The following is a 23,861-nucleotide window of genomic DNA, read 5'->3' as shown; positions in this document are numbered from 1 at the left end:
GATATTTTTTGCAATAGAATCGAAATAAGGCAGGTCTTTTGTTATAAGCCAGCTACTTAAACTGTTGTTGGTCATTATTACTCAATAAACAAGAAGGGATTATTTATGAATTCAGTTAAAAAAACAGCAGTTGCAGTAGCGTTAGGTTCAGTTGTGATGAGTTCAGCTTTTGCTGTCAATGCACAAACTAACCCATTTGGTTTTGAAGCTATGGATGCGGGCTATCAAATTGTCGGTTCAGAAGGCAAATGTGGTGAAGCCAAATGCGGCGCAGACATGAAGAAAGCCGCCGCTGAAAAAGCCAAAGAAGGCAAGTGTGGTGAGGCTAAATGCGGTGCTGAGATGAAAAAAGCGGCTGCAGATAAAGCTCATGAGGGGAAATGTGGCGAAGCGAAATGCGGTGCTGACATGAAGAAAGCCGCTGATAAGGCCCATGAAGGTAAGTGTGGTGAAGCGAAATGTGGCGCTGATATGAAGAAAACCGCCGAAAAAGTGGATGCTAAAGTCGAAGCCGTTAAAAAAGAAGTGAAGTAAAGTGGGTTAGTTTTATCCCTGCAGTTATTGGGATAATTGAGCCTAAAGAGGCCAGCCAGCGCTGGTCTCTTGTGTTTTATTCTTAAGCGATTACAGGTTAGCGTTCGTGAGGTTCTATGAATGATCAAAAAAATACGGCACAGGTAGGGCTGGGATTAAGACGAGAAATGCTCAGTGAATTTTGTTTACAGGTGCCTGATGCTATTAATTTTTTTGAAGTGGCGCCTGAGAATTGGATGACCTTAGGTGGTAAATTTGGCCGCCAATTTCGTGAGTTGACTGAGCAACATACTTTCTACTGCCACGGTTTGAGTTTATCTATTGGTAGCCCTGAACCTTTAGATCTCGCGTTTGTAAAAAATATCAAAACCTTTATGGATTTACATCAAATCCAAGTCTATTCCGAACATTTAAGTTATTGCTCAGGGCAAGGTCACTTATATGATTTAATGCCTATCCCTTTTACCTACGCTGCGGTGAAGCATGTGGCGGCGCGGGTCAAGCAAGTAGAAGATATTCTAGAGCGGCCGCTTATTTTAGAAAATGTGTCTTTTTATGCCGCTCCAGGTGCGCAAATGACAGAACTTGAATTCGTTAATGCCGTGCTGCAAGAAGCCGATTGTAAACTGCTACTGGATGTGAACAACATCTATGTGAACTCGATAAACCATCAATACGATGCCGATGCCTTTTTACATGCCATGCCGACGCAGCGCATCGCTTATCTGCATATTGCTGGGCACTACAAACAAGCTGAAGATCTGCTCATTGATACCCATGGCGCAGCCATTAACGATCCCGTCTGGACATTATTGCAGCGCTGTTATGCCTTGCATGGGGTAAAGCCGACTTTGCTGGAGCGTGACTTTAATGTGCCGACAACTGCTGAATTGTTGCTCGAGCTAAATCAAATCCACGCTTATCAAGCGGCGGCGCCCAGCTCTCACATCCAAAATAGCGCTCATGCCGTAAAGAGTAGCGCCTAATGGATTTTAAGCAACTGCAGCAATCCTTTATCGATTATATCCGCGATCCCTCTTCGCCATTGCCCGTGGATACTGATTTCCGGCGTATGCAGGTTTACCGCGAGTTATTTTTTAATAATGTGCTGGGATTTGTGTCGAACGGCTTCCCCGTGCTGAAAAGTTTGTATTCTGAGGAGGATTGGCTGACTTTGGTGCAGCGTTTTTTCAGTCAACATGATTGTCAATCGCCCATCTTTATCGATATCGCGGGTGAGTTTTTAGATTTTTTACAGCAGGAATATCAGCCCACGGCAAATGATCCTGTTTTTATGCTCGAATTAGCGCACTATGAATGGCTAGAGTTGGCCGTTGCGGTCGCACAGGCGAGTGAGGATGAATCTCAACTTAGCCCAGCGCAAATGTCGACGCAGGCTTTATGTTTGTCGCAGACGGCGAGGGTAGCGCAGTATCACTTTGAAGTGCAGCACATTCGTCAGGATTATCGTCCGCAGCAACGACTCGATACGCCAGTGTTTTTTTGTCTCTATCAAGATGCCGATTGTGAAGTGTGCTTCTTACAGTTAAATCCCTTAAGCGCACAGGTGCTGGCATTTCTTCAAGCCCAAGGCCAAGCGGGTTTTAAAGAGATAGTTGATTGGTTAACAATTACATATCCTCAAATGGCGCCAGAGATTATTGAGCAAGGTTGTATGCAGTTACTCGAGCAATTAGCGGCCAAAGGGATAGTGCGCGGACGTCAGTCTTAAGGTTGGGATTATTGCCGAAATAAATGCAATAACCCTACATTTAGAGGGTTTTTATTAATTTGACAAACCGCTACAATGTCGGCCGTTTTGTGATCTCAATCACTGTACGATTCCTGCGCACTTATACTTGCACATACTAGAGGAGCTGTAATGAGTAGTCAGCCGTTCAAAGACCCATTTAATTTTTTGTATTTTATTGGTTTTATTTTAGTTTTACTGTTGCCGACTCTGCCAGCAAGTCTGTCTTGGTTAAAGCATTTAGGTTTAATTTAAGCGAGCGTTAATCTCTAGCGCGTAGCCTATTGGCCACTCTTCGAGTGGCTTTTGTTTTTCCGATAAAGGGCATTTAAACCTATGGTATTAAAGCGCGGATTATTTTTACTGTTAGGCTTAACCGCTTTAGTCTTAGGTTTAGTCGGTATCGTGCTACCGATATTGCCGACCGTGCCTTTTATCTTGCTTGCTGCCTTCTGCTTTGCCCGCTCGAGTGAACGTTTACACCATTGGTTGATGACACATCCCTGGTTTGCCGACGCCTTAACCCAGTGGCAAGAGCAGCGAGCAATGCGTAAGGGATTGAAACGCAAAGCCATGATAGTTAGCGCACTCAGTTTTAGTGTCAGCATTATTGTGGTCCCTATCCTTTGGGTAAAAGGTCTGCTGTTTGTCATGGCGTTGGTCTTACTTGGGTATCTTAAAGGTATACCTGAAATAGAGGGATGATTGAGTGATTGAATGGGCTCAGGCGCTGTGACTGAAAGTTTAGTCGTGTTCTTGTTGAGGATATTTAACACAGTGCCGACAGGGTTTGATCTAAGGCACAAATTGATAACCTTTCCATCACTTGTGCATTGTGATTGTTGCAACTAAAACTAAAGCGGCATAAGCTTTGTCCGACTTTCGACAATGCGTCCACCCAGTGTGGACGTTTTGTTTTATACCGCCACCGCTAGGTTGGTGAATTGATTAAGTAACTTATTAAGCAAATATGATGGCTATGAATACAGAAACCTTATCCTTGATAAAGCAAAGCATTAAAACGATTCCTAATTATCCTAAGGAAGGGATTTTATTTCGAGATGTCACCAGTTTGCTTGAGAATGCAGCAGCCTATAAAGCGACCATCGACTTGTTAGTTGAACATTATCGTGGTCAAGGCTTTACCAAAATTGTGGGTACTGAAGCCCGTGGTTTCTTATTTGGTGCACCGTTGGCTTTAGAATTGGGTATCGGTTTTGTACCTGTGCGTAAACCCGGCAAATTGCCGCGTGCAACCATCAGCCAAAGCTATGAACTGGAATACGGTCACGATAGCCTAGAAATTCATACTGATGCGATTAGCGCAAATGACAAAGTGCTCGTTGTTGACGATTTACTCGCCACTGGCGGTACTATCGAAGCAACCGTTAAACTCATTCGCCAACTCGGCGGTGAAGTTAAACATGCGGCCTTTGTGATCTCATTACCTGATTTAGGCGGTGAAGCCCGTTTAACCGCATTAGGGCTTGAGTTGGTTAAACTTTGTGAGTTTGAAGGCGAATAAATCTGCAGCTAAAGGCGCCTTGGGATAGTTTGATGGCATGTCAAATCATGGCATGTTATCTTTCAAAGTTCTCGGGGCGCATGCTCCCGCTTTTGTATCACATACTCTGGGGAGTTCCATGTCATATCAGGTGTTAGCCAGAAAATGGCGCCCTGCCACATTTGATCAAATGGTTGGCCAAAGCCATGTTTTGCATGCCTTGACCAATGCGTTAAGCCAGCAGCGCTTACACCATGCTTACCTGTTTACGGGAACGCGCGGTGTCGGTAAAACCAGCTTGGCGCGACTCTTTGCCAAAGGCTTAAATTGCGAACAAGGCGTGACAGCCACTCCCTGTGGTGTTTGCGGCAGTTGTGTGGAAATCGCCCAAGGCCGTTTTGTCGATTTGATTGAAGTCGATGCCGCATCTCGCACTAAGGTCGATGATACCCGTGAGCTGTTAGACAATGTGCAGTATCGTCCAACCCGTGGCCGCTTTAAGGTTTATCTCATCGACGAAGTGCATATGCTGTCGCGCAGCAGTTTTAACGCACTGCTAAAAACCTTAGAAGAACCCCCCGAGCACGTTAAATTTCTTCTGGCGACCACCGATCCGCAGAAACTGCCAGTGACTGTGTTATCTCGTTGTTTGCAGTTCAATTTAAAAAGCCTGACCCAAGCTGAAATTGGCACTCAGCTCAATCATATCTTGACCCAAGAGCAGTTTCCCTTTGATGTAGAAGCCCTAAAATTGCTGGCTAAAGCTGCCAATGGCAGTATGCGTGATGCCTTGAGTTTGACAGATCAAGCCATCGCCTTTGGTGGCGGTAATGTGATGCTTGGCCAAGTGCAAACCATGCTTGGCAGTATTGATGAGCAGCATGTAGTTGCCTTGCTTAATGCCTTAACCGATGCCGATATTGGTGTGTTAATGCATACCTGTGCCCAAGTGCTTGCGTACGGCGCAGATGCCCAAGAAGTGCTACGCAGTTTACTTGAGTTGTTACATCAAATTACCTTGACCCAATTTGCCCCCGCGTGCGCGCAGCAATCCTTGTATAGCGCACAGATTCGCGCCTTTGCCGAACAGCTTAAGCCGGAACAGGTGCAGCTTTATTATCAGATTTTATTAACAGGCCGCAAAGACTTACCCCATGCACCGGATCCTAAATCGGGTCTTGAGATGGCGCTATTACGCGCTGTGGCGTTTGTGCCGGAAAAGCCAGTAAAGCGCTGGCAGCCTGATGCGGTCGCTGAGATCAGTTTATCCGAAGGGCAAACGCCAGTTGCGACAGCGCAAGCTCATGATGTAAAAGAACAACAGTTTGCTGAGCCACATACTGCGGAACAACTGCCTGCTGAAAAAAAAACAGCATTAATTGAGCCTGCCGATACCGCAGAGCAGGCACTTGATGCTGAGCTCCAAGCGGATGCGGCATTAATTGCCGAACAGGCGGTGATTCTAAGTCAGGCGCAGAGTCAGGGATTTAACGCTGGCAGCTTAAACGTTGAGATAGTGAATGCTGAGGTCGAGCCACAAACTCAAACAGTATCAACCGTTCAAGCGTCTCTTATACACACTTCAGAATCCGTTACTGGTATCGAGGCATCGGTTGTTAGTATTGATACTCATAATATTCAAGGAATTGAATTAGTCACAACAGCTTCCGAGCTGAGTCTAGTGAATACGGCAGAGCCTGAAACTGCTGTCAATTCAACAGCTGTTGAGTGTGGTGACAGTGTAGATAAAGCTCTTTCTGATAAAGACCCTGCTGCAGAGAACATCTTCGATAACAACACTTTTGAGCTAGGGCATGATGCCAATAGTCTTGATGGAAATGAAGCTGAGCATTCATATCCAGCGATAGGGGATTATGCCCTAGAGTCAGCTCCGCTTGATTCCTATCAAGACGTTTATGCTGATTTCTCCTCTGGCGCTTATAATGATGATAACTTTAACCATGGCTTTGATTCGCAAGAGGCTATAAATTCTGTTGATGTTCAAAGTTCTGTAGGTGTTTCAAACGCTGCAGGCATGCAAGCTTCTGCTGATCGTCAGTTAGCACCTGTGGCTCAAGTCTTCACTCAATCACAGACCTCAGTATCAGATTCAATACAAGAGCAAGCGCTACAACAAGCCGCTTCTGTATCCTTAGCCGATGATGATATTCTCTCGGCGGTGTTGGCGGCTCGGGATTCACTGCTATCGGATCTTGACGCCTTAAGTGCTAAGGACGGTGATGAAAAAAAGTCGTCATTGGACTCAAAACTTAAGACGCCAAACACTAAATCACATGGTGTAACCTTACCTAAATCGGTTACTAAAATTGAAGCGAGTCAGCCAAGTGTGGCATTTTCTGTTGATCCAGCATCTGATTTAGACCCTGATTTAGCGATAGATTTTGATGATGACTTCGACTTAGATCTTGAGCCTATCGATCTGCACCAAGCAGTATCTTCAGTCGTCATTTCAACTGGAATTGTCTCTGAGAAGCCTGTCAAACCGTCAACTGCAGATGATCGTCCGCCTTGGGAGGCAGCGCCTGAAGCTGAATCTATCGAAGTGACGCAAGTCGATAGCAATAAGACTGACAGTGTTCAGCCTGTGAGCGCGCAAGCTACTGATATAAATAATGTTCAAACCAGTCATGCTCAAGAGCTTTTAGGCGAGAGTTACACACCTAATCATGCACAAGATGACACTCTATCCCTGAGTGACGGGCAGGTCGCAGCATCAAGTTTGAAGTCGGAAATACTTCAAAATCAGGCTGTACGTCAAGAAGAAATACCCGCCTCAGAGTTTGCTTTGGCTAGCACAACAGCACTGACAAATGCGTCAAATACAGTGGAACACACGCAGGAGACACAAGTCGCGCTCAGTTCGACTCAACCTATTAGCGGTCATCCATTAGATTTACATTGGTACAAGTTGATGGCGAGCTTAGAGATCGGCGGGCGAGTGCGGCAACTGGCGGTTAATTCTGTCTGCCAAACCTTGAGCGATCCTTTGCCGTTGCTGCTTAAACCAAACCAGAAGCATTTAGCGGCCGATGTTGCCATAGTGCAGCTTGAGCAAGCCTTAACTACCGCGCTCGGGAACCCAAGACGGGTACAAGTGGTCATAGGAATCGATGAACAGCGGGAAACGCCCTTAGAGTTACGTAAGCGTTTCCACCAAGAGTTGCTGCAACAAGCGCATCAATCATTGATTCATGATGACAATGTGCAATGGTTGATCCAACGTATGGGCGCCGAACTCGATGCCGATAGTCTAGTATATCCGCCAGAGTTGTTGAATTTACGCAGTCAGCAAATACAAGCGTTACCTGAGTTAACTGAGGCTGCGAGTTAGCCATTATTGGCGAGTCTTTGGGTAAAATTTTCATCGTTAATTTGTAACGCTGTGGTTTAAATTTAGGCTTCGAGTGCATATCTATAGTGATGCTGCTGAGAAACTCTGCATCGAGATCATAAGTTTATTAACAAGATAACGGCATTGATTGCCAATCCCATTTATTTAAGTAAGATTAGCCGCGTTAATGCTTGCGACTAACCCTAATAGAAGAGAAATGACTATGTTTGGAAAAGGCGGTATGGGCAATTTGATGAAACAGGCCCAGATGATGCAAGAAAAAATGGCCAAAATGCAGGAAGAAATCGCCCGTATGGAAATGGTGGGTGAATCTGGTGCAGGTTTGGTGAAAGTCACCATGACTGGCGCGCACACAGTGCGTAAAGTCGAAATCGACCCAAGCCTGATGGAAGACGACAAAGAAATGCTGGAAGATTTGATTGCTGCGGCTTGTAATGACGCAGCCCGTCGAATCGAAGAAAACCAAAAAACTAAAATGGCTGAAGTTACTGGTGGCATGCAATTACCACCAGGCATGAAAATGCCATTTTAATTGAGATAGCCGATGAAATTTAGTCCATTGTTAGATGAGTTAATTCAGTCCCTGCGTTGTTTACCTGGGGTTGGGCCTAAATCGGCGCAACGTATGGCGTTTCAGTTACTTGAACGCGACCGAAAAGCAGGGCTTAAGTTAGCCAGTGCGCTGTCCAGTGCGATGAGTGACGTCGGTCATTGTCAGTCTTGCCGAACCTACACTGAAGAAACCCTCTGTCCGATCTGTGCTAGCCATAAACGCGGAACCTCCTCCACCATTTGTGTGGTGGAAACGCCGGCTGATGTGTTAGCCATTGAAGCGGGTGGACATTTCACTGGCCGTTACTTTGTACTTTTAGGCCATTTATCGCCCCTCGATGGTGTGGGGCCAGAAGAGTTAGGCTTAGCGTTACTCGAGCGCCATTTGGCATCGGGTGATGTCAACGAACTGATTTTAGCGACAAATCCAACAGTAGAAGGTGAGGCTACAGCACATTTTATTGCCGATATGGCCAGACGTCACAAAGTGATGATAAGTCGCATTGCCCATGGCGTACCCGTAGGTGGCGAGTTGGAATACGTGGATAGCACTACGTTAGCGCTGTCCTTTAATGGTCGTTTACCACTCTAATTAAACAGTTTCTATTGGTCCATGCTATTGATTGTATTGGATTAATTTAAGATTGAAGTATTCAACTCAATTATCACTTTAGTGCCTGAATCTTATAAACCCGCCAAGATCCTATCTTGAGCGGGTTTTTATTTACCCAGAGTTTCAACCTAGGTGTTGAGGCTGGGTTATGGAGACAGGGCGGTGGTTGATTCAATTCCTATATTGATTGATATCTATCTATATAAAATCCATGTTTATCAATAGTTTTTTAAATTTCATACTTGTCTTATGCGAGCTTCATCCGTAAAGTAGGTTTGATAATAATCGGGTTGAGTTGCTTAATCACAGTGATCCACAGTATGTCTAGTCAATTCGTTGGGCTTAGATCTGTGTGCTTAGTTCTGTGTACGTTGAATTGGCCACGTCTTTTTTATTTGAAAACTAGGGAGGGGACTCATTGGGAAATATTACGATTAGGCATGCAGAGAAGTGTGACGCTGCAGCCATTCAAGCAGTATATGCCTGCCCAAATGCCTATGCCGGTACCTTGCAATTACCTTTGCCATCGACCGATAAATGGGAGGCGCGTCTTGCTGCAACATCGAATCATGTTCATCGTTATGTTGCAGAGATTGAAGGTGAAATTGTCGGTGAGTTGGGTTTTGAAGTGTATGAGCAACCTCGCCGTAGGCATGTTGCCTCCTTTGGTATGGGTGTAAAAGACAGTTGGCAAGGCCGCGGTATAGGCAGTGCCTTGATTAACGCGATGCTTGAGCTTACCGATAAATGGATGAATATAAAACGAATTGAATTAACGGTTTATACCGATAATTATGCCGCCATTGGTCTATATAAAAAGTTTGGCTTTGTAATGGAAGGTGAGTAGAAGGATTTTGCTTTTAGAAATGGTGAGTTTGTTAGTGTGTATCATATGGCGCGGTTAAATTAATGTGCTGATATCTATGCTATTTTAGCTGTTACTTAAGGCTCTCACTCTAAGCACTAACTTTAAGAATTTGCTCTAAGCGCTCAATTTAAGAACTTACATCAAGAGGTCACTTTACGAACCGAGGTATTGGAATAGCATTAAGCGCTCATTTTCAGAGCTCGCTTTAGGTGCTAAGTGTATGTCTATCCTAACTTTTAAGGATAAAAATGGGACTCATTTTATTGCCGCTGCTGATACTTTGGTTGGGTGTTGGTATTTATGCCATACGTATCGGCTATCAAGTATTGGCTGGGGCTTCTCAATTAAGCTATGCACTCAATGTTTGCACTCTCGCCTTAGTGGCATTACTGCTTTATCTCTATTTCGGTTTCGCTCAATTTAAGGAAAATAAAGAGTTGTGGGCATTCGAAATATCGATGTTTTTTGCTGCGAATAAGTTTGCTTTTGGCATCATGATGCTTGGTCTAATACTGCACTGGTTCGGTCAAGGTGTTCTCATTTCTGCTTATTTGAAACCTCTACCTTTCATAATGATTTTCACCGTTTCCTTTGGTGCTATGGCAGGAGTCATATTGTCCGACACTTTTATGGCGAAATTTGACATCCAAAAAATGCATTGATGTCAGCTGATCAGTTTAAATCTTATTTTGGACGCTGTTGTTGAAGATGATTTGAATTGATGGCTTTCATCGGTTGTTTATAGGTCGTTGAATCCGATGAGCTACCATGGTGATCTGGTTAGGATTTTACAGAGAGTTATTACGAATTTTAGATACAAAAAAACCAGCTTGTGCTGGTTATTTTTCTCTTTCATTAAAGAGAATTGGTTGCGGGAGCCGGATTTGAACCGACGACCTTCGGGTTATGAGCCCGACGAGCTACCATGCTGCTCCATCCCGCGTCCGATTGTTGCTGTTAATAACTGTTTTAATTCTGTCATCTGAGAATTGGTTGCGGGAGCCGGATTTGAACCGACGACCTTCGGGTTATGAGCCCGACGAGCTACCATGCTGCTCCATCCCGCGTCCGATTATTGCTGTTAATAACTGTTTTAATTCTGTCATCTAAGAATTGGTTGCAGTAGCCTGATTTGAACTGGCTACCTTCGCCTGTTGTTTATAAGGAGTTGAGCCCGATAAGCTGTTTCTCGTTATAAGCACATATATAAAGTGGTTGCGGGAGCCGGATTTGAACCGACGACCTTCGGGTTATGAGCCCGACGAGCTACCATGCTGCTCCATCCCGCGTCCGATTGTTGCTGTTAATAACTATTTTAATTCTGTCATCTAAGAATTGGTTGCTGGAGTCGTATTTTAACTGACTACCTTCGCCTGTTGTTTATAAGGAGTTGAGCCCGATAAGCTGTTTCTCGTTATAAACACATATAGAAAGTGGTTGCGGGAGCCGGATTTGAACCGACGACCTTCGGGTTATGAGCCCGACGAGCTACCATGCTGCTCCATCCCGCGTCCGATATCTATCTGTATTACTTTACTATTTTGCTTTTAAATGGTTGCGGGAGCAGGATTTGAACCTACGACCTTCGGGTTATGAGCCCGACGAGCTACCATGCTGCTCCATCCCGCGTCCGTCTTCAAAGCGGGGCAGACTATAACGGCAGCGCCTTGGCATTGCAAGGACGAAGATCGAAAAAGGTGGTGAACGCTTAAATATAAAGCGGAGTGGGGGGCTTTCATACAATTTAAACATAAGTTAGGGATTTTTCGTTGATTATCTTAGGTCGAGGATGAGACTAAATGGGGTTTCGACTAATAACTGTTTATCTTTTATGTATTCGAGCAGGTATAATGTCGCTTTGATTTTGACTGCGTACTGATTATCCCATGCTTAATTTTTTTGCCGCCGCCCCTAAGGGCTTTGAATATAGCTTAGCCCAAGAGCTGACAGAATTTGGTGCGACTGAAGTAAAAGAGAGTGTTGCTGGTGTGTATTTCACTGCCCCCTTAGCTTTAGCGTATCGGATTACTTTATGGACACGCTTAGCCAGCCGTATCGTGTTGGTTATCTATAAAGGCAGCTGCGAGTCGGCAGAGCAACTTTATAATGCCGCCTATTGTGTTGATTGGCCGGCGCATTTTTCCAATAAAAGCACTTTTAGTATCGATTTTCATGGTACGGGTGGTTTTATCAATAATACTCAGTTCGGCGCCCTCAAGATTAAAGACGCGGTTGTGGATAGATTCCGGGACGATGACGTTGAGCGCCCAAATGTGTCACGCGTCGATGCTGACTTTAAAGTTGATGCCCATTTTCGTAATGGCGTAATCACGATTGCGATGAACTTCTCTGGTCCATCATTGCATCAACGTGGCTATCGTTCTACTACTGGTGAAGCGCCACTGAAGGAAAACTTAGCCGCCAACATGTTAGTACGCAGTGGCTGGCAAGCGGCGCCTTCGACCTTGCTCGATCCTTTCTGTGGTAGCGGTACTGTGTTGATCGAAGCGGCTTTAATGGCGGCCGATATTGCGCCTGGTCTGCAGCGTAGCCGTTTTGGGTTTGAACATTGGCGTCGTCATGATAAAGCTGTGTGGCAAGAAATCGTTGAAGAAGCGAAAGCGCGTGCCTCATTAGGCGTGAAACGTTGTGAGATTAAATTCTACGGCTCAGATATCGATTCGCGCTTAGTCGCGTTAGCCAAACGTAACGCCGAAAATGCCGGTGTACTCGAGTTAATTGAGTTTCAAGTTGCAGATGCGTTGACGATAACGCCGCCTGCAGAAAGTGGCTATTTGATCACTAATCCACCTTATGGTGAACGTTTAGGCAATGTGTCTGAGTTATTGCAGCTTTACTATCAGCTAGGCGACAAGTTTAAGAAAGAGTTTGGCGGCTGGAAAGTGGCCATGCTGTGTAGTGATATCGAGCTGGTATCATCACTTAAGCTTAAAGCCGACAAACAGATGAAGATGTTCAACGGTGCCCTAGAATGTGCCTTTAACATTTATACCTTGCATGCGACCAGTACGCGTCGTGATACGCCAGTGCTGCCAGACGGCGTCGACATTGCCGATATCGCCCCTGCATTTGCTAACCGCATTAAGAAAAATGCCAAGTTATTAGAGAAATGGGCCAAGAAAGAAGGCATCGACAGCTATCGTATTTATGATGCCGACATTCCTGAATATAACGTCGCAGTAGATAAGTATTTAGATTACGTGATTATTCAAGAATATATGGCGCCAGCAACTATACCTGAAGCCGTAACCAAGCGTCGTTTAAGCGATGTTTTGTTAGCACTGCCGTCGGCCATTGGTATCAATCCGAACAAGATGATCATGAAGACGCGTGAGCGTCAAAAGGGTACGAGTCAATATCAAAAGTTGGATGAGCGTAAGTTAGAGCTTATCACCACTGAATATGGTGCTAAGTTCAAACTGAACTTAACTGGTTATTTGGATACAGGTTTATTCCTTGACCACAGATTGACACGCCGTTTAGTCGGTCAAAAATCTAAGGGACGCCGTGTACTTAACCTGTTCTCTTACACAGGTTCTGCTTCTGTGCATGCGGCGCTCGGTGGGGCTAAATCGGTGACAACGGTGGATATGTCCAATACCTATATTGCTTGGGCGAAGGACAACTTTGCACTCAATGGGCTTCAAGGTAAGCAGTATGAGTTTGTTCAATCTGACTGCATGCAGTGGATCCGGGATTGCCATGAACAGTACGATCTGATTTTTATCGATCCGCCAACCTTCTCAAATTCTAAGCGGATGGAGGATTCATTCGATGTGCAGAGAGACCATGTGAACTTACTGGCATCCTTAGTGAAACTGCTCAGCCCAACGGGCGAGCTAGTGTTCTCTAATAATAAACGTAAGTTTAAGATGGACATAGAGGCGCTGACGAAGATGAGCATTAATGTGAAGAACATTGATGACATGACTTTGCCTATGGACTACAAACGTAATCCACATATTCATAATACCTGGCTTATCACCCATGCCTGAGTTGACTCAAGCAGAATTAGATAATAGGCATTATCTGCTATATCACACAGAGGGATGTCATCTGTGTGAACTGGCCGCGGCCTTATTGGCAGCGGCTGACATTGGCTATCGGGCCATAGATATTTGTGACGATGAATACCTCGCGCAGCGTTATGGCGTATCGATCCCTGTGCTTAAAGCTTGGGATGATAGAGAATTACATTGGCCATTTAACGCAACGCAATTACAAGAGTTTACAGGAGCTTAGTTTGAGTCTGGTTCGTATCAATAGTGGCTCTTTAGCCTATGGTTACACTCCGTTATTACAAAAAGCGGATTTTACTATTCAACGCGGCGAGCGCGTGTGTATTGTTGGCCGTAATGGTGCCGGCAAGTCGAGTTTATTAAAAGTGTTATCTGGTGATGTACTGTTGGATGAAGGCGAATTCAACATCGCTGGTAATGTGACCGTTAGCCGTCTGCAACAAGATCCGCCAAAGGCTGAGCAAGGCACGGTATACGCTTATATTGCTGCGGGATTAAAGGAAGTGGGCGAGGCGCTTGAGCGTTATCATCAACTGTCCCACGATGTGGCCCATGCCGATCCAGAGCAAATGGATCGTATGCTGAATGAGATGCAAGGCCTGCAAGAAACCTTAGATCACTACAATGGATGGCAGCTAGATTCTCGTATCCAACAAAACTGCGAATTATTAGGACTCGATCCTGACAAATCCTTGAGCGAGTTATCGGGTGGTTGGCAGCGTAAAGTGGCGTTAGCCAGAGCACTGGTGAGCGAGCCAGATCTGTTGTTACTTGATGAACCGACCAACCATTTAGACATAGACACTATCGAGTGGCTTGAAAAGTTTTTACTCGATTATCAAGGCGCTATCGTCTTTATCAGCCACGATAGGGGCTTTATTGCCCGTATGGCGACGCGGATTGTCGATTTAGACCGTGGTGTGGTGACCTCATGGCCGGGCAACTATCAAATGTATCTTGATGGTAAGCAAGAATGGTTGCGCGTCGAAGCCGAGAAAAATGCCTTGTTTGACAAGCGTCTCGCCGATGAAGAAGTGTGGATCCGTCAAGGCGTTAAAGCCAGACGTACCCGTAACGAAGGTCGAGTTCGCGCACTGAAGGCGCTACGTGAAGAGCGAAGTGAACGTCTGAATCGTCAAGGCAATGCTAAAATGGCAGTATCGGATACTGAACGTTCTGGTAAGTTAGTCTTTGATGTGACCGATCTTAACTTCAATCTGCCCGATAAAAATCTGGTTAAAAACTTTAATACGACGGTTATCCGCGGTGACCGTATTGCGCTGATTGGGCCAAACGGTTGTGGTAAATCAACCTTGATCAAGCTGTTAATCGAGAAGCTGCAACCGCAATCGGGCGAAATTAAAGTCGGTACTAAGCTCGAAATCGCTTATTTCGACCAATATCGTGAAGCGTTAGATCCTGAGCAAACCGTTGAAGATAACGTTGGTGAAGGTAAAAAGACCATCACGATCAATGGTCAAGACCGCCACATTTTAAGTTATTTGCAGGACTTCTTGTTCTCGCCTATGCGTGCCAGAACGCCAGTGAAAGCGCTGTCGGGTGGTGAGAAGAACCGTTTGTTATTGGCTAAGTTATTAATTCGCCCTGCAAACTTAATCATTCTCGATGAGCCAACTAACGATCTTGATATTGAGACCTTAGAATTGCTAGAGTCGTTGCTCACTGAATACCAAGGTACGTTGTTGCTAGTGAGCCATGACAGGGCATTTATCGACAATACTGTGACCAGTAGCTGGTGGTATGCGGGTAATGGCCATTGGAGCGAGTATGTAGGTGGTTATCAAGATGCCGTGAACCAAGGGGCAAAGTTTTATTCTGAGGAACCTAGTTCACAAAAGGTGGTCGAAGTTCCTGCGGTTGAAACTAAACCCGTTGAAGTTAAAACTGCAGAACCTGTGAAAGCGGTAAAAAAACTGTCGTATAAGCTACAGCGTGAGTTAGAGTCACTACCTAATGTGATGGAGCAATTGGAGGCAGAAATTCTCGCATTGCAGACCACTATTGCACATTCAGACTTTTATAGTCAGGCGCAGGATAAAGTCAATCAGGTATTGAGTCAGTTGGCTGATAAAGAAAAGCAATTGGAAGTTTGCTTCGAGCGTTGGGAAGAGCTTGAGTCACTGAAGTAAACCAATAATAAAAATGGGAATAGAATTAATGAAGTCAAAGTTGGATAAAGCCCTTTCCTTGGTTGCCTTAGGTGTCCTTGGTATATTAAACAGTGCCCATGCAGCACCTGTCTATGAAATCGTTAATATCGAAAATTATGATCTGAAAGGTACGCTTGAAGGCACTCGTAACGGTTATGCTTTAGGTGTGAATGCCAATGATGAATTAGTCGGTATTTCAAAGGGTAAGAAAAAACTCAGCAGTTCAGATGTCGAAGGCGGCGTGATTGATGTTGCCGATGGTATCGCACCGGAAGAAACCATTACATATTCGATAGATAAAGCCATTATTGCCAATAACTTTGCCTTTATTGCTAAGGAAAATGATGATACATCTAACCCTTGGACCCCCAATTTTGACAGCATTAATGGGACTACACCACCCAATAATGCTGCTGTGATTAACTCAGTTGATAGCTTTTATTACGGTATTAACGATGCCGGTATTAAAGTGGGTAGCATGACTGCTCCTGAAAAGAAAGCTGAGAACACTGCAACTACTGATGTTACCGATGATTACTGGTATTACCGCGACTATGAGTTCCGCGGTGTGGTAAAAGTGGGCAGCACTGAAATTCCATTAGTTCCTCCCTACACGCAATTTGTTAATGCTGATAAGACTAAAACTGTAGAGTTAGGTGGATGGTCTGCAGCAACGGCGGTCAACAACAATAATTTAGTAACCGGTTATGCCAGTACTGCCATCAGTAAATATGGTAGTGATCGTGTTAATTCTTGTTTAAGTACCGATAATACTTTGCCGTTGGATGTATGCGTTCAACGTGAGCAATATCCGAATACAACGGGGACGCGTAATATTCAGTATCAGACCCGTGCTTATGTATGGCAAATTGACAATGATGTTGCTACTGGGACTGAGTTACCTTTGGGGCTGACTCCAGCGACTGATAATACCTTAACCTTTACTGCACAGGCCTTAGGATTGAATAATAACGGTGTCGTTGTTGGTCGTTCTCATGTTTATCGTTACGGTGATACAGATAATTTACGCCAAGATGCGGCTTATTGGTCTAAAGGTACTGAAGGACACTATCAATATCATTGGATCCCTGTTCGTGATAACGATGTTATTAGCGCTATTGCCTATGATGTTAATGATAATGGTATTGTTGTCGGTAGTTATCGTAGCTATATTCAAGGTTATTTACGCGATAAGTTCTTCTATTTCGATACGAATCAAGCTGATGCAACAATAGTAACCCCGAATGATTTTGCCGCTTCTACAACGGATCTTTCGAGTAAACCAAAGAGTATCAACAATAAAGGCCAAGTTGTTGGTTATATTGAAACGACTTACGACAAAGAAAAACCCCGTCCTAAAGCGGGTTTCCTGTATGAGAAGTCGACGGGTGAGTTTAGCAATATCAATAAATTGCTGACCTGCGAGTCTAAGGGTTATGAAAAATCAAACGACGGTAGCTGGGCACGTCATCAGGTCGAAGTTCAGGATGGCTCGGGTAAAACTCTTCAATATAACGCTGATATTTTAGTGGTTGAAGGCACGAGTATCAATGAAGATGGCACTATCGTAGGTACGGCTTTTATTCGTAAACCTTCTTATCAATTTGATAAAGATGGCAACATAGTTATTGGTGAAAATGGCTTACCGCTATTTGAGCTGAGTGGTAGTGGCGAGCCTGTAACGGCTTATGTTCCACGTATGGTTGTACTTAAACCGGCTACCAGTGGTGAAGCTTGTACTGTTGAAGATAGCACCGATACCGGTAATTTTGAGCGTTCTGGTGCGGCAACGTTAGCTTGGTTATTTGCCTTGCCATTGGTGTGGTTCCGTCGTCGAATTCGTTAAGTTTTAAGCTTCAATTCAGACTAAAAAAATCGAGGTGAAATGCCTCGATTTTTTTTCGCTAGGATCTCAATAGTTTAATAAATAGTCAGTATAATAGCCGATTTTTTGATTGATCTTGGCGTCAAAAAGCACTATTTCTATGGGTGAAGCTTTTGCTTCTATTTTATGTAGAACAGAGGACGCTTGCATGAAAAGACAAAAACGAGATCGTTTAGACAGAGCTTTTTCAAAAGGATTCCAAGCTGGGGTTGGTGGACGCTCTAAGGAGCTCTGTCCATATGCAAATCTTGATTCGCGATCGCAGTGGTTAGGCGGTTGGCGTGAAGGTGTGGATGGCCGAGTTAATGGGCTATTTAATAAATAATTGAGTTTTACTCATTAATTAAATAGCCCAGAACAAGCAAAGTAATGCAGCATATTGCCCTCAGATGAGGGCATTTTTATATCTGTAGTACTGATATCTTCAGTGTATTGGAGTAAGACTGTTCAGAATGTAGACGTATCGCTAAAGACACCGACTTTAAGATCGGTTGCACTGTAGATTTGACGGCCATCAACTTCAAGGATTGCATCGGCAATACCCATCACCAGTTTACGGTGAATAGTACGCTTGATATTGAGTTTATAAGTGACTTTCTTAGCACCTGGTAATACTTGACCCGTAAACTTCACTTCACCTACACCCAGAGCACGTCCTTTGCCTTCTGCGCCTTCCCAGCCTAAATAGAAGCCAACGAGTTGCCACATGGCATCAAGCCCTAAACAGCCAGGCATTACCGGGTCGGTAATAAAGTGGCAGTCAAAAAACCATAAGTCTGGATTAATATCGAGTTCAGCGACAATTTCACCTTTGCCAAACTCACCGCCATTATCATTGATAGTAACGATTCTATCTATCATCAGCATGTTATCGACAGGCAGACGAGGTGAGTTTGGACCAAATAATTTCCCATGGCCACAGGCGATGAGTTCTTCTTTATTGAAACTGTTTGCTTTGTTCATTGTTTTACTACTCCAGCAATAAGAGCCGCCAAGATTAGCGAACACGTGTAAGCTAAACAACTCCGATCAGCTAATTAGCGGCGAAAAAATCCCAATTTTGCGAGTAATCTCGTGATTATGCCGATTTCCTCCTCGCCATTTCCTGCGAGCTTGTCTAATCGTTCCTGCACAAGGCCGTATAATGAATCATGTGGAAAATCATTATCTTCATCGGCTACACCCGCAGGCATTTGCATTAATAGCTCAACAGCTTGGTCCATATGCTCGATTGCATAAAGGTGAAATAAGCCTTTGCCTACAGCTGTAATCACTTTGGGATTGAGGTTAAGCTGTAACACGTTCGACTTGGGCATAATAACGCCTTGTTCTCCCGTGAGACCACGACGTTCACACAGATTAAAAAAGCCTTCAATTTTCTCGTTGATGCCACCAATCGCTTGCACATTACCAAATTGATCCAATGCACCAGTTATTGCCAGTGACTGAATAATGGGTTGTTCGGCAATCGCTGACATCAAACAGCAGTATTCGGCGAGTGATGCGCTATCACCATCAATTTCTTGATAGGATTGCTCGAAAACGATATTGGCATTTAGGTGTAATGGTGCATCTCGCCCAAAGATACGGTACAAGCAGGCAGAAAGGATCATCATTCCTTTGGCATGTATATTGCCACCAAGTTCAGATTTTCTTTCGATATCGGCGACTTCACCATCACCATAGTGAACAGATGCCGTGATCCGCGCAGGCTCACCATAACTGTAATCGATGGCATCAATGACAGTTAAGCCATTGATCTGACCTACCATAGCACCCGAAGTTGGCAGATTTATGAAGTTGTCATCGAAGCTTTGACCTGAATACTCTTCCGAGCTGTTATGACGATAGTTAGCTTGGGCTAACGCGAGCTCAATACTGCTCGCATTGATACTCGGTTTACCACAATAGGCTTTAGCTTGTACCATCAGTTGGGCAAACTCGAGCATAGACAAACTGAGGCGGCGCTGATGTTCGGTTAACCGTGCACTATAACGAAAAAGTGGCGCTAGGCTTGATTGTTCTAGAGTGACCTCAACACTTTGTGCAACCGCTTGCAACCATGCGACGTATTGTGACTCTGTATAACGGACCAAGTCGATTTCGCTAGCGAGTTCTGCTAGTAGGGTAAAGTGACGTTGAAATTGCCAATCCTCAGTTCTGACTTGGCTATAAATCATTCCTGCACCGATAAGGACAATTTTACAATTGAGCGGGATAGGACTTAAGTTATTGCTAATCTGATACGCTTTATGGGTGAGGATTTGCATCACTAATTCCCATAAACCTTCACGTTTCCAAAGTGACTCGGCGCAAATAAATACATAATGACATTCGGCCAGAGCACCAGCTTGATACTGGCTTGTTGTTCCTGTTTGTGCCATACGGCCAATGAGGTCTACACGGCGAATATTGCCACTGAGGTAGCGATAGCGAGTCGTTTTTTCGGCAATACTGACCTGATTTTCCTGTGGTTTCCCTGATTGCCACTGAAATGTTGCCGCTTTGTCAGTCGGGCGTGTTGCCACTAAATAAGCTGGAGATAACGGCGCTAGGCTATCAATACAGGCTTGGAACATTAATTGGCGGTCAATGCTCGGGAAATCAGCCAGATACAAGTGCTGATCGACAATAGCTTGGTGGAGTTTAAACGCATCCACAGCACGCTCTTGTCCTAAGAGTAATGCGCTTAGATTGTCAGCCGTTTCGGGAAGGGTTGGCAGGCTAAATTCAGGTGCGAGTGAAGACGTGGGTATCAAGAGTGAATTCATATAAGCATTTACCGTGAAAAGTTGCAGTGATTTTACCATACCAAGACGACAAGTCTCTCACTGTATAGGTGTTTTTACCTCTGTTTACTCGATTATTCGTTGAAACTGGCCATGTATTTGTTGTAAAAAACATCGGGGTGAACATAAGTTGAGCATTTGACTCGATATTTAAAAATTGAGGTTTACAAGTTAGCGGTATACTTATATTATTTCGGCGTTCGGAGGGGTGGCAGAGTGGTTTAATGCACCGGTCTTGAAAACCGGCGTGGGTTTATAGCCCACCCAGGGTTCAAATCCCTGCTCCTCCGCCATATTTAGTCAAAAAGCCGCTAAGCAATTAGCGGCTTTTTGCATTTGTGCTATTTCCGCTCTTGGGTTTTGACCTTAAACGTGGCGTCAGTGCCATGCTTTAGGGAAAGACTATCTGTCATGATTGTTCATTGTGTTAACCTAGATTCTTCATTCTGATATCAGTGACGGCTACTGATTAATGGGCTTTTTTATCCGCGCTTCTCATTTATGGTCTACACTAAGTTTGTGGCCAAGTTAATGGTTTTTATGGCCTTTAAAATTTGCACTAGGATGGTGCGACGTATGATTCTCGACAGTCTTGGACCATACGGCCGAACAATTCTCCCATCTGGGTGACTTATTTTAAGTAGAGAAAGCTATGTTGTTACCTACACGTATTTCGCAGCGGCTCACAATGGGCAGCGTAGTGCTGCTTCTACTGACTGGGCTCGCGGTTTTTGGTGTGATGTCACTTCGAGGGCAGCCTCGAGTGGTGGCGGCGAGTCAAGAGTTAATTGAGCAAACGGGGAGCAGTATCGTAAGGCAACTCGCACTTAAGTTGGCAAGCATTGAGGGGATTACTTTAAGCCTTGCACACCTCGCAGAAGTGCTACCCCATGAGCAAGCTCTATATCTTAACTCCTTACCTAATTTGATTGATAACAATGGCGATCTCACTATCGCTGGGGGCGGGATCTGGCCTGAGCCAGATAAATTCGTCGCTGGGAGTATCCGCCACAGTTTTTTCTGGGCCCGTGGTAGCGATAATCTACTGGCATATTCGGATGACTATAATGCGCCATCCGGCCCTGGGTATCATAATGATCCTTGGTATACGGGCGCGCGGACTAGCTCAGTATCTCAATGTTTATGGTCAGAGGCTTATCAAGATCCGGTTACAAAGGTGGCTATGGTGACATGCAGTGTGCCATATCGTCTCACGGGGACATTTGCAGGGGTCGCAACGATAGATTTAAAACTTGATGATTTAGCCAAATTTTTAACAGAACATGGCAATGTAACTGACGGTTATGCTTTCGCTTTAGACCAAGCGGGTAATATCTTACATTTTCCTGAAACGAATAAGTCCGACACTATGTTACGTTTTACGGATCTCGTCGGGCAGTTACCTTGGCTCTCCCCCGTTGAAGCTGCACTTAAGCAAACCTCAATCAACAAAGTGGTGTCTGTAAGCTTAAATAAGGATGGAAGACTTAATCAGGCGAGTGAGGTGAGTCTTTTTGTGATGCCTGATACCGGATGGGTGATTGGCCTTGTGACGCCTAAAACGCGAGTCACAGGGCTTGCCCGTGAGCTAACATTTGATATTCTATTGTTTTTATTACCATTACTCGCCATTTTACTTTCACTGGCTTGGTTATCGGGTAAAAAACTGTTGGCGCAACTTGAGGAAACCACAGATCAAATTGCTTCCCTTGGGAGCGGTAGTTTGGGGGCGAATGTTGAGCTGCAAATTCAGCGAGATGATGAGATTGGCGCTTTGCGCCGGGCCGTAAACACCTATGCAGGGACGTTAAGGGCAATGTTAGATCTGATCACTCAAGAAGCGAAGAAAATTCAATTTGAGGCAACGCAATTAAGCGGACTTAGCCGTAAGTTAGCTCAGCGCGCAGAGCAACAGCGGCTGGAGAGTGCACAATTAGCCGCTGCGATAACGCAAATGTCTTCAAGCGCTATGGAAGTTGCGAATAATACCAATGATTGTGCTGCAACTGCGCAATCGTCTTTGATTGTAGTGAGAGAAGGGCAAACCCGTGTTGCAGCCAGCAATACTTCCATCGAGGCATTATCAGGAGAAATTGCCAACGCAACTAAGGTGATATCCCAATTGGCCCAAGACAGTCAAAAGGTGGGCGCTGTATTAGATGTGATTAAGGCGATTTCTGAGCAGACTAATTTGCTCGCTCTCAATGCGGCAATTGAGGCGGCTAGAGCGGGCGATCAGGGCCGCGGTTTTGCAGTCGTTGCTGATGAAGTTCGAACCCTTGCGGGGCGTACTCAAGATTCGGCCAACGAAATTAGTACCATGATTAACGCTTTGCAATCGGCTTCGCGGCTCGCTGTGCAAGCAATGCAAGCAGGGGAGTCCCGCACTGTCCATGCGGTTGCGGAGGCTGAGGGCGCTGCCAATTCTCTATCGAGTACCGTACAAAGTTTCGATGATATTTCACAGCGTGCCCAACAAATCGCGTTAGCTGCTCAGCAGCAAAGCCAAGTCACTCAAGAAATTAATGAGTTGGCGGTGCGAATAAATAGCATCAGTGAAGATAACTCTCTCGATGCAACGGCGCTTGATGTGTTAAGCCTTGAGATGCAGAAACTATCTGACCGTTTAATCAATATCAATCGAGCTTAGTCTTAATATAGTGTGAAGTGTGCCACCTTAAAATGGCGCTTCAACTGACAAGGGTGTCAAAGATAAGTTGAATAACGCGATATTTTTAAGCGGATTGGATGTAGATTGACCATGTAGATTGCTTCTTTAAATTAAGGGTTTACAGCAGAGTAGTTGATAGCTATTATCTCGCTCGTTCGGAGGGGTGGCAGAGTGGTTTAATGCACCGGTCTTGAAAACCGGCGTGGGTTTATAGCCCACCCAGGGTTCAAATCCCTGCTCCTCCGCCATATTCACGGAAAAGGCCATCAGTAATGATGGCCTTTTTTGTTTGTGCAATTTGAACCAAGGTTCCTCATTCTAAGTTCAGCTCCTCCGCCATATTTAGTCAAAATGCCGCTAAGCAATTAGCGGCATTTTGCATTCATACCGTTTGAGCCCTTAGGTTCCAGATTTGAAGCGCAGCTTCTGTGCCATATTTACGGGAAAGGCTATCAGCAATGATGGCCTTTTTTGTTTGTGCAATTTTTATTTCAGTTTTCTCATCCTAAGCACTTTGTTGTTCACGGCTTTCGATTTAAGTGAATATGAAATAGTCAATCAACACTATTAACCATAAATTTAAGTTTACAGTGGCGACAGAGATAGCTATTATCTCGCTCGTTCGGAGGGGTGGCAGAGTGGTTTAATGCACCGGTCTTGAAAACCGGCGTGGGTTTATAGCCCACCCAGGGTTCAAATCCCTGCTCCTCCGCCATATTTTACAAAAAAGGCCATGTTTATTCATGGCCTTTTTTGTGTGTGAAATTTGAACTAGGGTTCTCCATTCTAAGCGCAGCTCCTACGCCTTTTTGCATTTAAGCTATTTAAAAACCTTAGGTTCCTGATTCTAAGCGTATCTCTTCTGCTATTTTCACGTGAAAGGCTATCAGTAATGATGGCCTTTTGTTTTTCTTGAACTGAAAAATTGCCTATATTTGCTGGATATTTTGATATCGATTTAACAGGGATTTTAGGCTGGTCATTCTGGGGTTATTGCTTCGTTTTTAAACGCTTTTTATTGGTATGCTATTCTGGAATCCTTCCTTTAAATATCATCTAGTTAACAATGTTGAATTTATGCTTTGCGAAATGGGGTTGTTGGGCTAAATTA

At 44.6% G+C, this 23,861-nt stretch carries 18 protein-coding genes, 8 tRNA genes and 1 pseudogene; 20 read left to right on the top strand and 7 right to left on the bottom strand.

Translation table 11 applies throughout. The features are described from left to right. Positions 1–105 precede the first annotated feature (105 nt). The 11 genes and pseudogenes from KO531_RS15870 (at position 106) to KO531_RS15825 (ending at position 9,856) form a co-directional block, all read left to right on the top strand. The gene (locus KO531_RS15870) at positions 106–534 is read left to right on the top strand and encodes a hypothetical protein (RefSeq protein WP_028759624.1); all 429 of its coding nucleotides are present in this window, start codon (positions 106–108) and stop codon (positions 532–534) included. 116 nt (positions 535–650) lie between these two features. Beyond that, positions 651–1,520: a DUF692 domain-containing protein gene (locus tag KO531_RS15865; protein WP_219251649.1), complete on the top strand. Its 870-nt coding sequence runs from the start codon at positions 651–653 to the stop codon at positions 1,518–1,520. Next, positions 1,520–2,266 (top strand): putative DNA-binding domain-containing protein, encoded by a 747-nt coding sequence (locus KO531_RS15860; protein ID WP_131525003.1) that lies wholly within the window; start codon positions 1,520–1,522, stop codon positions 2,264–2,266. Before KO531_RS15865 ends, KO531_RS15860 begins: the two co-directional genes overlap by 1 nt. 150 nt (positions 2,267–2,416) lie before the next feature. Next, positions 2,417–2,539, top strand: a complete 123-nt coding sequence (locus KO531_RS22570) for a hypothetical protein (RefSeq protein ID WP_006082086.1) — start codon at positions 2,417–2,419, stop codon at positions 2,537–2,539. An 81-nt stretch (positions 2,540–2,620) separates the two neighbouring features. Next, positions 2,621–2,989, top strand: a complete 369-nt coding sequence (locus KO531_RS15855) for a YbaN family protein (RefSeq protein ID WP_131525002.1) — start codon at positions 2,621–2,623, stop codon at positions 2,987–2,989. Positions 2,990–3,257: 268 nt separating this feature from the next. Beyond that, a complete protein-coding gene (gene apt, locus KO531_RS15850; protein WP_105252212.1) occupies positions 3,258–3,809 on the top strand; it encodes an adenine phosphoribosyltransferase in 552 nt (183 codons plus the stop codon). A 37-nt stretch (positions 3,810–3,846) separates the two neighbouring features. Continuing rightward, complete coding sequence (gene dnaX, locus KO531_RS15845) at positions 3,847–7,140, top strand: DNA polymerase III subunit gamma/tau (RefSeq protein WP_219251648.1); 3,294 nt, start codon at positions 3,847–3,849, stop codon at positions 7,138–7,140. Positions 7,141–7,363: 223 nt separating this feature from the next. Continuing rightward, positions 7,364–7,693, top strand: a complete 330-nt coding sequence (locus tag KO531_RS15840; RefSeq protein WP_028759630.1) for a YbaB/EbfC family nucleoid-associated protein — start codon at positions 7,364–7,366, stop codon at positions 7,691–7,693. 12 nt (positions 7,694–7,705) lie between these two features. Continuing rightward, positions 7,706–8,305 carry a recombination mediator RecR gene (gene recR, locus KO531_RS15835; RefSeq protein ID WP_131525000.1) on the top strand — a complete coding sequence of 200 codons (600 nt, stop codon included), beginning with the start codon at positions 7,706–7,708 and terminating at the stop codon, positions 8,303–8,305. Positions 8,306–8,744: 439 nt separating this feature from the next. After that, positions 8,745–9,170, top strand: a pseudogene (locus KO531_RS15830) (GNAT family N-acetyltransferase); the annotation flags it as partial. A gap of 272 nt (positions 9,171–9,442) precedes the next feature. Beyond that, entirely contained in the window at positions 9,443–9,856 is a 414-nt protein-coding gene (locus KO531_RS15825; RefSeq protein WP_131523277.1) for a hypothetical protein, read from the top strand. A 204-nt stretch (positions 9,857–10,060) separates the two neighbouring features. Here the strand turns inward: KO531_RS15825 and KO531_RS15820 are convergent. From KO531_RS15820 to KO531_RS15800, 5 genes are all read right to left on the bottom strand, one after another. Continuing rightward, positions 10,061–10,137, bottom strand: a tRNA-Met gene (locus KO531_RS15820). A 47-nt stretch (positions 10,138–10,184) separates the two neighbouring features. Further along, positions 10,185–10,261: transfer RNA gene (locus tag KO531_RS15815), tRNA-Met, on the bottom strand. Between the two features lie 145 nt (positions 10,262–10,406). Beyond that, a tRNA-Met gene (locus KO531_RS15810) sits at positions 10,407–10,483 on the bottom strand. A gap of 145 nt (positions 10,484–10,628) precedes the next feature. Next, positions 10,629–10,705 (bottom strand) — tRNA-Met (locus tag KO531_RS15805). A gap of 41 nt (positions 10,706–10,746) precedes the next feature. After that, positions 10,747–10,823 (bottom strand) — tRNA-Met (locus KO531_RS15800). 257 nt (positions 10,824–11,080) lie between these two features. Here KO531_RS15800 and rlmKL point away from each other — a divergent pair. The 5 genes from rlmKL to rmf all read left to right on the top strand — a co-directional run bounded on the left by rlmKL (position 11,081) and on the right by rmf (position 17,615). Beyond that, on the top strand, positions 11,081–13,210 hold the full coding sequence (rlmKL, locus tag KO531_RS15795; protein ID WP_219251647.1) for a bifunctional 23S rRNA (guanine(2069)-N(7))-methyltransferase RlmK/23S rRNA (guanine(2445)-N(2))-methyltransferase RlmL: 2,130 nt from the start codon (positions 11,081–11,083) through the stop codon (positions 13,208–13,210). Further along, positions 13,203–13,457, top strand: coding sequence for a glutaredoxin family protein (locus KO531_RS15790; RefSeq protein ID WP_131523279.1), 255 nt, complete (start codon positions 13,203–13,205; stop codon positions 13,455–13,457). Before rlmKL ends, KO531_RS15790 begins: the two co-directional genes overlap by 8 nt. 1 nt (position 13,458) lies before the next feature. Beyond that, a complete protein-coding gene (locus KO531_RS15785; protein WP_219251646.1) occupies positions 13,459–15,384 on the top strand; it encodes an ABC transporter ATP-binding protein in 1,926 nt (641 codons plus the stop codon). 28 nt (positions 15,385–15,412) lie between these two features. After that, positions 15,413–17,251 carry a DUF3466 family protein gene (locus KO531_RS15780; RefSeq protein WP_219251645.1) on the top strand — a complete coding sequence of 613 codons (1,839 nt, stop codon included), beginning with the start codon at positions 15,413–15,415 and terminating at the stop codon, positions 17,249–17,251. A gap of 187 nt (positions 17,252–17,438) precedes the next feature. After that, the gene (gene rmf / locus KO531_RS15775) at positions 17,439–17,615 is read left to right on the top strand and encodes a ribosome modulation factor (RefSeq protein ID WP_006082074.1); all 177 of its coding nucleotides are present in this window, start codon (positions 17,439–17,441) and stop codon (positions 17,613–17,615) included. 122 nt (positions 17,616–17,737) lie between these two features. Here rmf and fabA read toward each other — a convergent pair whose 3' ends face one another. Continuing rightward, a complete protein-coding gene (fabA, locus tag KO531_RS15770) occupies positions 17,738–18,253 on the bottom strand; it encodes a bifunctional 3-hydroxydecanoyl-ACP dehydratase/trans-2-decenoyl-ACP isomerase (RefSeq protein ID WP_028759638.1) in 516 nt (171 codons plus the stop codon). A gap of 74 nt (positions 18,254–18,327) precedes the next feature. Then, the gene (locus tag KO531_RS15765) at positions 18,328–20,061 is read right to left on the bottom strand and encodes an AAA family ATPase (RefSeq protein ID WP_219251644.1); all 1,734 of its coding nucleotides are present in this window, start codon (positions 20,059–20,061) and stop codon (positions 18,328–18,330) included. A 220-nt stretch (positions 20,062–20,281) separates the two neighbouring features. On the opposite strand from KO531_RS15765, the gene KO531_RS15760 reads away from it, so the two are divergent. From KO531_RS15760 to KO531_RS15745, 4 genes are all read left to right on the top strand, one after another. Continuing rightward, positions 20,282–20,372, top strand: a tRNA-Ser gene (locus tag KO531_RS15760). A gap of 359 nt (positions 20,373–20,731) precedes the next feature. Beyond that, positions 20,732–22,729 carry a methyl-accepting chemotaxis protein gene (locus KO531_RS15755; RefSeq protein ID WP_219251643.1) on the top strand — a complete coding sequence of 666 codons (1,998 nt, stop codon included), beginning with the start codon at positions 20,732–20,734 and terminating at the stop codon, positions 22,727–22,729. A 178-nt stretch (positions 22,730–22,907) separates the two neighbouring features. After that, positions 22,908–22,998, top strand: a tRNA-Ser gene (locus KO531_RS15750). A gap of 376 nt (positions 22,999–23,374) precedes the next feature. Then, positions 23,375–23,465 (top strand) — tRNA-Ser (locus KO531_RS15745). Positions 23,466–23,861: the final 396 nt, after the last annotated feature.

Origin of the sequence: Shewanella sp. NKUCC06_TVS (genome assembly GCF_019345515.1) — a bacterium.
Classification (GTDB): domain Bacteria; phylum Pseudomonadota; class Gammaproteobacteria; order Enterobacterales; family Shewanellaceae; genus Shewanella; species Shewanella oncorhynchi.
Note: the sequence above shows the minus strand (reverse complement) of the source record. Positions and strands in the feature narration are given on the sequence as shown.

Bases quoted from the DNA above. Each gene is read 5' to 3' on its own strand.
- KO531_RS15855 (WP_131525002.1), top strand. From the start codon at position 2,621: ATGGTATTAAAGCGCGGATTATTTTTACTGTTAGGCTTAACCGCTTTA.
- recR (WP_131525000.1), top strand. From the start codon at position 7,706: ATGAAATTTAGTCCATTGTTAGATGAGTTAATTCAGTCCCTGCGTTGT.
- KO531_RS15860 (WP_131525003.1), top strand. From the start codon at position 1,520: ATGGATTTTAAGCAACTGCAGCAATCCTTTATCGATTATATCCGCGAT.
- dnaX (WP_219251648.1), top strand. From the start codon at position 3,847: ATGTCAAATCATGGCATGTTATCTTTCAAAGTTCTCGGGGCGCATGCT.
- KO531_RS15825 (WP_131523277.1), top strand. From the start codon at position 9,443: ATGGGACTCATTTTATTGCCGCTGCTGATACTTTGGTTGGGTGTTGGT.
- rmf (WP_006082074.1), top strand. From the start codon at position 17,439: ATGAAAAGACAAAAACGAGATCGTTTAGACAGAGCTTTTTCAAAAGGA.
- KO531_RS15840 (WP_028759630.1), top strand. From the start codon at position 7,364: ATGTTTGGAAAAGGCGGTATGGGCAATTTGATGAAACAGGCCCAGATG.
- KO531_RS15755 (WP_219251643.1), top strand. From the start codon at position 20,732: ATGTTGTTACCTACACGTATTTCGCAGCGGCTCACAATGGGCAGCGTA.
- KO531_RS15790 (WP_131523279.1), top strand. From the start codon at position 13,203: ATGCCTGAGTTGACTCAAGCAGAATTAGATAATAGGCATTATCTGCTA.
- apt (WP_105252212.1), top strand. From the start codon at position 3,258: ATGGCTATGAATACAGAAACCTTATCCTTGATAAAGCAAAGCATTAAA.
- rlmKL (WP_219251647.1), top strand. From the start codon at position 11,081: ATGCTTAATTTTTTTGCCGCCGCCCCTAAGGGCTTTGAATATAGCTTA.
- fabA (WP_028759638.1), bottom strand. From the start codon at position 18,253: ATGAACAAAGCAAACAGTTTCAATAAAGAAGAACTCATCGCCTGTGGC.
- KO531_RS15780 (WP_219251645.1), top strand. From the start codon at position 15,413: ATGAAGTCAAAGTTGGATAAAGCCCTTTCCTTGGTTGCCTTAGGTGTC.
- KO531_RS15865 (WP_219251649.1), top strand. From the start codon at position 651: ATGAATGATCAAAAAAATACGGCACAGGTAGGGCTGGGATTAAGACGA.
- KO531_RS15765 (WP_219251644.1), bottom strand. From the start codon at position 20,061: ATGAATTCACTCTTGATACCCACGTCTTCACTCGCACCTGAATTTAGC.
- KO531_RS22570 (WP_006082086.1), top strand. From the start codon at position 2,417: ATGAGTAGTCAGCCGTTCAAAGACCCATTTAATTTTTTGTATTTTATT.
- KO531_RS15870 (WP_028759624.1), top strand. From the start codon at position 106: ATGAATTCAGTTAAAAAAACAGCAGTTGCAGTAGCGTTAGGTTCAGTT.